Below are 7,034 nucleotides of genomic sequence, written 5' to 3'. Positions count from 1 at the left end.
CGGCGCCCCCGAACCAGCCCCACAGGCCCCACACCTAGTAGAGCCCGCCCGAATCGTCGTCGCCGGCTCTGACGCCGCCCTCTCGGCCGTGCTCACCCGCCTCATGCGCTCCGACCGTCTCTGGGCCGAGGTCGCTTTCATCCCCGTCCCCTCAACCGCAGCCTCCACCCCGTCCGCGGCCGCGCAGAACTGGGGACTTCCAACCGACTCGGCCGAGGCCCTCGACTTCGCCCGCACCGCCCCAGTCCGCCCCGCGCCGCTCATCCGCAACGACTCCGGCCTCGCCGTCGCCGGCTCCGCCACCATCTCAGATACCGCAAATGGCTCTTTCACCGGCGAAGTCATCATCGACGACCACACCCTAGCCGCCACTTCACCCAAAACCTTCGGCGCACGCCTCGTCCCGATGACCGACGCCCCCGGCATCCTTGCCGCCCGCGCCACCTCCCCCGTCGAGTCACAGGGCCGCCTGCGCTCGCTGCTGCGCAAGCCAGGCCAGCTCGACCCCGAATCCGTACGCACCGGCCGCGCCGTTCAGGCCGGCGGCCCACAGCTACGTGTCATCGTCGATTCGGTCCCCCACAAGCGGCCGGTGACCCGCGTGACCTTCTACCGCCACCTGCGCGATCTCCAGATAGTCCGCCCTTAACCCCGCGCGACGTCCTTGCTTCCGCGCGACGACGTTAGTCGTCGCGCCCCCACACCTCCGGCGGATAGGCCGGATGCTGCGACGTCGGCACGAGGTGCGCCACGGCCGACTCACGCGAGAGCCCGCAGACCATGAGCATGTCGACCACAATGGAGCGCGTCTGGCCCAAAATCATGTAGGCCGATAGCGTCCCATCCTTGTCGATGATGTCCATTCCGGCGCGCCCTCCCACGATGCGCAGTCGCTGCACGAGGTCCGGAATCTCAATCGCTTCGTCGTGCCCGTGCTGTTTGCCTTGGCCGTAGAGCTCACTCCCGGCGAGCATGATTTCAGAAAGCTCATCGAGCAACTCCACCTGCTCGTCCGAAACCTTGTCGCGATCCTCCGTTAGGCCCAGCGCCTGGCGGGAAAGCACGCGCACGCCGCGGACCGCGTTATCCACCGGCAACAGGATGCGCTCCAGCGAGCGAATGCTGCGCCGCGACGCCCACAGCAGCGGCGAGACTTCCGAGGCCTCCCTGCCCGATTGCGCCGCGCTCAGCAGGGTATTGACGCTATCTTGCGTACCGCGCACCGCCTCGCGCGCGTCGCGGATGACGGCGGGGTCTTGGTGGCGGATGCCATAAGTGACGTCGGCAAGAATGCTCGAGGCAACTTTAAGCACCTTCGACACCTCGCGCCGCGCCTCCACCAACGGGGAATTGGGAATCAGCGCAATGGTGATAAGGCCAATGCCCGAGCCAATCATCGCGTCAATCGCGCGGTGCAGGCCGCCCGGGCCCTCCGTGGGTGGGAAAATCGTGGCGATCAAAATCGCGCCAAAGACAATCTGGTTGGTCACCAGCGGCGACTTGGTCAAAAACGAGCCCACCACCAGGCCCGCGCCCACAATGAAGAAGATCTGGAACGGCCCCTGCCCCACAATCTGGAAAAGCAGGTCGCCCACTGCCACGCCAATGATGCCGCCAATCGACATCTCCAGCGCCTTTTTCATCCTGTCCCCACCGGACATCCCCAGAATGATGACCGCAGAAATCGGCGCAAAGAACGGCTGCGGGTGCCCCACCACATCGCCGGCCACCCAGTACGCGAGCGCCGCACCAATGGTCGCCTGGACGATGTAGACAAACCGCGCGCGGATGCGGTTTACCCGCGAGAGCACCGAGCGGTCAATCACCCGCAGCTTTTCCCGCGTTGAGACTCTTTCCTTCGCTTCCGACATGACTTCCAGCATAGAAGACCGCCCCTACCATCGCCGCCGTCCCCGCGCATCTCGGCCGTCGGCTGGCCTGTGGATAGCTCTTGCCGACGCCCCCTTTTCCCCCACCTATCCACAATTTCGCCCTTCCCGGCCGCGCACCACTTGTTCGGTCCTCGCGTGCCCTTTAGCTTCGGCCGTGTGAACACCGAATTTCTCTTGCTATGCCGCCGCGGCGTCGACCTCGTCGCCGAATTTCAGGGCTGCTCCGAAGACTCACTCCTCAAGGCCGGAGCCAGCCCCCTTTTGGCTACCCAGCTCGCCCGCCTGCAACACGTCTACTTCGGCCGCACGTCCAATACCCGCAAGCAGCGCCTCGCCCGCGACGCCGCCCGCACCCGCGCTCACGACCTCGCCACACTCGATAGCATTGAGTCCTATACCCGCCGCGTGCGCGATACCAACCGTGCCTGGGACTTGCGCCTAGAACTGTGCCGCACCGAGGCCCGCCTCATCCCCTCCGTGGCCAAGAAGCTCCTCAAGCAGCTCAATCCTCCCCGTCGCCCCGAGCCCGGCGTGCGCTATACCCGCCGCCCCGACGGCCCCCACACCATCTCGATTACCGCCGATCCCACCGATATCGCCGATATCAAGGGCGTGCTCTCCTCCGTCAACAAAGATGATCCCCTCGCCGCCGCCAAGAAGGTTCTCCTCGAAGGCAACCCCGGCGCGCTGCCGGCCGTGCACACCAACGTCATCCTCACGCTGGACCAGCTCGACCGCATCGTCGCCGCGCCTGCCGACGCCTCCGATATCACCCTCCATCTCACCAACGGCGCCCGCATGACCGGCGCGCAGCTCGTCGCTCGCGCCTTAGCCCAGCGCGGCTACGTCAGCCTGGTCCACCCGGAGCACGGTCCGGTGAACCTGTACCGCACCGAGCGCATGGCCACGTGGAAACAGCGCATGCTCGCCGCGGCCGAGCATCCCGTGTGCGCCTGGCCGGGCTGCAATACGCCTGCCGACGACGCCCAAGTCCACCACCTCACCGCCTGGTCCGCCGGCGGGCCCACCAACCAAGAAAATCTGGTCACCTTGTGCGCGCACCACAACGCCGTCAACCAAGATGACCCCTCCCGGCCCACGGAACGCGGCCGCATGGTGCGCATCGATGGCCGCGTCGCCTGGATACCACCGTGGAGCAACACCCCACGCTTCGTCCCCAGCCCCGCTAGGCCGCCAAACCCGGCCCCTAACCACAACCCCAACCCCAGCCCCAGCTCCAGCGCCAGCTCCACAGGCAACCCCTAACTGCGCCGGCCGCTCACCGAGTCGCCGCCCAGACCCGGTCCGGAGCCGCCCCGGCCGAAAGTACGAAAAAGCCGCCTCCCACGCGGGGAAGCGGCTCATTCGGCATGCCTATATGCGAGACTGCCTCAACTTAGAACATGGTGGCCAAATTACTTGGAGATGGACTTGCCCACGGAGTGCAGGTCCTGGCAAGACTCGATGACGCGCTCGGACATGCTCTGCTCTGCCTTCTTCAGGTAGGAGCGTGGGTCGTAGGCCTTCTTGTTGCCAACCTCGCCGTCAATCTTGAAGACGCCATCGTAATTCGTCATCATGTGGCGAGCAATCGGGTTGGTGAAGGCGTACTGGGTATCGGTGTCCACGTTCATCTTGATGACGCCGTAGCCCAGGGCCTCTTCGATCTTTTCCTTCTCGGAGCCGGAGCCACCGTGGAAGACGAAGTCGAAGGCGTACTCGTCCTCACCCAGGCCGAGCTTCTTCTGTGCCACCTTCTGGCCCTCGAGCAGGACCTCTGGGCGCAGCTTCACGTTGCCTGGCTTGTAAACGCCGTGCACGTTGCCGAAAGTAGCAGCCAGCATGTAGCGGCCCTTCTCGCCGGTGCCTAGGGCATCGATGGTCTTTTCAAAGTCCTCAGGGGAGGTGTAGAGGTTAGCGCCCGCCTTGGCCTGGACGCCGTCCTCTTCGCCGCCGACGACGCCAATTTCGGCCTCGAGGATGACGTGCGCGTTCTTAGCCTTTTCCAGCAGCTCCTGGGCGATGACCAGGTTCTCGTCGATGGGGATAGCGGAGCCGTCCCACATGTGGGACTGGAACAGCGGGTTCTCACCGCGGTCGACGCGCTCCTGGGAGATGGCCAGCAGCGGGCGGACGAACTCATCGAGTACTTCCTTCTGGCAGTGGTCGGTGTGCAGCGCGATATTCACGCCGTAGTGCTTGGCGGCCTCATGAGCGAATGCGGCCAGTGCCTGAGCACCCTTGACCTTGTCCTTAAGTGCCAGGCCGGAGCCGAAGGCGGCACCGCCGGTGGAGAACTGGATGATGCCGTCGGACTCGGCCTCAGCAAAGCCCTTCAGAGCTGCGTTAATGGTCTCAGATGAGGTGCAGTTGATTGCTGGGAACGCGAAGCCGTTCTTCTTCGCGGTATCCAGCATCTCGTTATAGACCTCAGGGGTTGCAATTGGCATGAGTTTCCATCCTTAAAAAGTGGGTTTGTGGTCAAACACGTTCCAACAGCCAAGTATGCCCGTTTCACGGAAATTCTGCCGCAAAAACCGTGTGACATTTTCAACCCGGTCATTTCCGGGACCAATCCACCCCGACAGGCGAGGGCTATTTAGCCATATTTCGCGCGACGCGGGCGCAAGCCTCCATCAGCATCCAGCCGGAAAGCTGCACGGACAAATCGCGCTCATCTACGCGAATGATGCCGACCTTCTCACTCATGGTGCGCCGGCCGAAGCCGTAGTTATGCGGCAGGCGCGCATCGGACAACCAGTCGGATCCGAAAATCGGCAGGCCGTCGACCTCGAGGCGGTGTTCCCACACCGATTCGGCCGAGGCCACCACCATGCGCGCGGCCAGCTTCTTCGTCGCACGGTTGGCGGGGGAATCGCCAGGCAGGCGCACGGCGACGTCGGCAAGATAGCGCATCAAAATGCCTTTAAACAGGCCACCGTCACCATCGCCGGTCTCCCAGTCCACTACGCCGGAAGGCGTAGCCATGCCCGAGGCCACGGTCTGCACCAAGCCCCGAATGCGGATGATGTAATCCATCATCTCGGAAGCCATCTCGGCCTCCTGCACGCTGTCGATCTGTTCCAAATCGCCCACGCCGACCTTTTCCCGCAGCGCCAGCACGATTTCCAGGCACGCGCCCAGCACTACGCCCTGGCAGTAGGGGTGGATGTTTTTTACCACCTCAGGGCCGTCCATGCGCATGCGCACGCCGTCCATGATGTAGCCGTCGTCATCAAGCAGGTGGTCATAGATCCAGTCAACGATGCGGCGCGCTTCCTCAATGCGCCCCATCCGCGCGAGCATGATGGCGCCCGGGCCATTGGAGGGCACGTTCATGAAATTCTCGCCCAAGCGCCACGGCAGCACGCCCAGCGTTTCATCGAGGCCTTCGTGGATATTGCGCTGCAGGGCCGCCAGCCGCTTCGGCGTCTTTGCCTTCTTCAAGCCTTCCACGCGACCGAAGGCCAGCGCGAGCCAGGCCTTGTCGTCGTAGTACTTATTCTTGGTCAGCTGCGCGAGGTTGCGGATGCGAATGCCGCGCAAGGTGTCATAGATGCGGTGGCGGCGCACCTTGGTGTTATTGCGCAGCGCCGCATCAACGAGGCAGTCCAGGTAGTGGGCCTGCCACCAGTAGTGCCAGTGGACAAAGAGCTTTTCCTTCGTGGTGGGCGGCCAGCTGACCACGGCAAGATTGGTGCGCGGCAGGCCCCATACGGAGTGCGCGTGGCGCTCGTTGATGGCGGCCTCTGCGAGTTCGGCGCGGTGGGCCCACTTTTCTTCCACGATTCCTCAATCACTCCAGTCGCACGGGTAGATATAGCTAGTGTAACGATCTTCCTACCAGGAATTTGCCAGATCGGCGTGCTGGCGGATCCAGGCGTGCATGGCGATGCCGGCCGCGACACCCGCGTTGATGGAGCGGGTGGAGCCAAATTGGGCGATGGAGCAGGTCATCACCGCGGCATCCTGGGCCGCTTGCGTCACGCCGGGGCCTTCCTGGCCGAATAGCAGCAGGCTGCGCTCCGGTAGCTCGGCCGTTTCCAGGGGCACGCAACCGGGGGTGTTGTCGATGGCAACGACGGTAAGGCCCTCCTCGGCCGCCCACGCAATAAGCTTCTCGACGCTCTCGTGGTGCATCAAGTGCTGGTACCTATCCGTGACCATTGCCCCGCGGCGATTCCACCGCCGCCGGCCGACGATGTGCACGGTATCGACAGCGAAGGCGTTGGCGGTGCGCACGACGGTGCCGATATTGGCGTCGTTTTCGAAGTTCTCGATGGCGATGTGCAGGCTATGCCGGCGCTTATCGATGTCCTCTTTGATCGCTTCCCTGCTCCAGTAGCGGTAGGCGTCGACGACGTTGCGACGGTCGCCTTCGGCGAGCAGCTCCGGATCGTACTTCGCGGCCTCCGGTCCTTGCGGCAGCGGACCTTCCCAGGGACCTACGCCATGGCGGCCCTCGTTCCACTCGGTCGGCCCCTTGGCCTCGTCCGGTTTGGCCTCGTCCGGCTTGGTCTGGTCGGCCGCGCTATCTGCGTTAGGCGAGGTCAAGGTCGCCCAGGCCCAGCAGGGAGCGGTACTCGAGGCCTTCTGCGGCGATGACGTCGCCAGCACCGGTCTCGCGGTCCACGACAGTGGCTACGCCCACGACCTCGGCGCCGGCCTCGCGCAGCGCGGCCACGGCGGTCAGCGGGGAGTTACCGGTAGTGGTGGTGTCTTCTACGACAAGAACCTTCTTGCCTTCTACGTCTGCGCCCTCGATGCGGCGCTGCATGCCGTGCTTCTTGGCTTCTTTGCGCACGACGAAGGCGTCGATATCGCGGCCTTCGGCATGCATAATGGAGGTAGCAACCGGGTCGGCGCCGAGGGTCAGGCCACCGACGGCCGCGAAATCCCAATCTGCGGTCAGCTCGCGCAGCAGGGCGCCGATGAGGCGGGAAGCCTCGTGGTGCAAGGTAGCGCGGCGGAGATCCACGTAGTAGTCAGCTTCCTTGCCCGAGGATAGGGTCACCTTGCCGTGGACGACGGCCAGTTCCTTGACTAGTTCTGCGAGGCGGGCCTTCTTCTCGGCGTCCAGGTTTTGGGCATGCGCGTTCTGGGCGTTGGTGGTGTGAGAATCCACAGTCATCTGCTCCTTGT

Annotated in this window: 7 protein-coding genes; 2 read left to right on the top strand and 5 right to left on the bottom strand. The window is 64.2% G+C overall.

Translation table 11 applies throughout. The features are described 5' to 3' along the window. Positions 1–649 (top strand): hypothetical protein (locus tag RAE09_RS08160; protein WP_316981439.1); only part of this gene is annotated, 649 nt, incomplete at its 5' end. Between the two features lie 34 nt (positions 650–683). Here RAE09_RS08160 and RAE09_RS08155 read toward each other — a convergent pair. Beyond that, positions 684–1,883, bottom strand: a complete 1,200-nt coding sequence (locus RAE09_RS08155; protein WP_316981438.1) for an FUSC family protein — start codon at positions 1,881–1,883, stop codon at positions 684–686. Between the two features lie 165 nt (positions 1,884–2,048). On the opposite strand from RAE09_RS08155, the gene RAE09_RS08150 reads away from it, so the two are divergent. Further along, a complete protein-coding gene (locus tag RAE09_RS08150) occupies positions 2,049–3,158 on the top strand; it encodes an HNH endonuclease signature motif containing protein (RefSeq protein WP_316981437.1) in 1,110 nt (369 codons plus the stop codon). A 149-nt stretch (positions 3,159–3,307) separates the two neighbouring features. Here RAE09_RS08150 and fbaA read toward each other — a convergent pair whose 3' ends face one another. The 4 genes from fbaA to pyrE form a co-directional block, all read right to left on the bottom strand. After that, entirely contained in the window at positions 3,308–4,342 is a 1,035-nt protein-coding gene (fbaA, locus tag RAE09_RS08145) for a class II fructose-bisphosphate aldolase (RefSeq protein WP_316981436.1), read from the bottom strand. A 145-nt stretch (positions 4,343–4,487) separates the two neighbouring features. Next, positions 4,488–5,678: a glycoside hydrolase family 76 protein gene (locus RAE09_RS08140; protein WP_316981435.1), complete on the bottom strand. Its 1,191-nt coding sequence runs from the start codon at positions 5,676–5,678 to the stop codon at positions 4,488–4,490. A gap of 54 nt (positions 5,679–5,732) precedes the next feature. Next, a complete protein-coding gene (locus tag RAE09_RS08135; protein ID WP_297553045.1) occupies positions 5,733–6,446 on the bottom strand; it encodes a TrmH family RNA methyltransferase in 714 nt (237 codons plus the stop codon). Further along, the gene (gene pyrE, locus RAE09_RS08130; protein ID WP_005325539.1) at positions 6,433–7,023 is read right to left on the bottom strand and encodes an orotate phosphoribosyltransferase; all 591 of its coding nucleotides are present in this window, start codon (positions 7,021–7,023) and stop codon (positions 6,433–6,435) included. The genes RAE09_RS08135 and pyrE overlap by 14 nt, the downstream gene beginning before the upstream one ends. Positions 7,024–7,034: the final 11 nt, after the last annotated feature.

Source organism: Corynebacterium tuberculostearicum (genome assembly GCF_032821615.1).
Classification (GTDB): domain Bacteria; phylum Actinomycetota; class Actinomycetes; order Mycobacteriales; family Mycobacteriaceae; genus Corynebacterium; species Corynebacterium tuberculostearicum_H.
Note: the sequence above shows the minus strand (reverse complement) of the source record. Positions and strands in the feature narration are given on the sequence as shown.